Here is a 1,146-nt window from a genome sequence, read left to right as displayed (position 1 = left end):
AGCTTGCAACGCTACCCATGGTCGGGATGTCAACGCCGCGCTAAACTTGCTAAAACTCGCAATGTAGATTGCAACTGCCAACGGGGCAGGAACTGCCCTTGGAGCGTAGCTAAACTTGGAGCAGTAGCTCTATTGACTACGAAGCACCCACCTCTTAGGTGGTGTGTAGTTCACAACATTGCATAAATAAAAAGTCTATAATAAGATTCGACCCCCCTGTATGAATATATAGCTTAGCCCCATAGCCCGTTGCTATGGGGTATTTTTTATGGTTCAATCTCTTACTTCTTTGTTCGGGTGTTTTTCAGGATTGGCTTGGTTTAGGGGCATCATCAAAGCGAAATTTAGTACGGACGAGTATTTTCGGCAACGGCTTAAAAAACTAGATTAATTGGATCGGGATTTTGATAAAGACTTGGTTGAATCCCCGGGCAAAAGATGGCCTCAAAAAATCAGGTGGGAGGGGCCGACCGGCATTAGGCACTTGCACGAGGTTGCACCGAAGGCAAGTTGCTTCTGGTTATGCCTGAACCATGAACATATAATAAGGCTTGTTAGCCGGATTATCCGCAAAGCCAGGCGAGTATCCATGCATCCTATTGGGGGTTGCCACGATCACTTGAGTGTGATATATTACTCTTCCGGCCATGAACAACCGGTCGAATACGAGTCCTTTTAAGTCTTCTGAGCTTGTAGGAGTAACCCAAGAAGCGGAAAACAAAAAGAGCTTGTCACGAATAACACCATATAACACCATATGATATATTACGTTCTCGCCGGTGAATAACCGTGCTGAACGCAAGACATAACTCTTCTGAAACTTGCTGGATTATCCCGAGAAATGGAAGAAAACAAATGCTTGCAAAATATAACGTAATGTGCTAAATTAAATTCTTGTCTGCTGCTGAAGCGGAAGAGAAACAACAAGTAGTTGCCCTTTGAAAACTGAACAACGAGTGAGTGCAATAAACAAGAGAATGCAAATTCTCGCCAGTAGTAAATTTTTGAGCTCAATCAGCTTTTCTTTAATGGAGAGTTTGATCCTGGCTCAGGACGAACGCTGGCGGCGTGCCTAATACATGCAAGTCGAGCGAGGGTCTTCGGACCCTAGCGGCGGACGGGTGAGTAACACGTAGGCAACCTGCC

The 1,146-nt window shown here is 45.2% G+C and carries 1 rRNA gene; it reads left to right on the top strand.

From position 1 onward, the window contains the following. Positions 1 to 1,025 precede the first annotated feature (1,025 nt). Positions 1,026 to 1,146, top strand: a 16S ribosomal RNA gene (locus tag FPZ49_RS35235); the annotation flags it as partial.

Origin of the sequence: Paenibacillus cremeus (assembly GCF_007786445.1) — a bacterium.
In the GTDB taxonomy this organism is placed as follows: domain Bacteria; phylum Bacillota; class Bacilli; order Paenibacillales; family NBRC-103111; genus Paenibacillus_G; species Paenibacillus_G cremeus.
The sequence above is the reverse complement of the archived record's forward strand: the minus strand, read 5'-3'. Positions and strand labels throughout refer to the sequence as shown.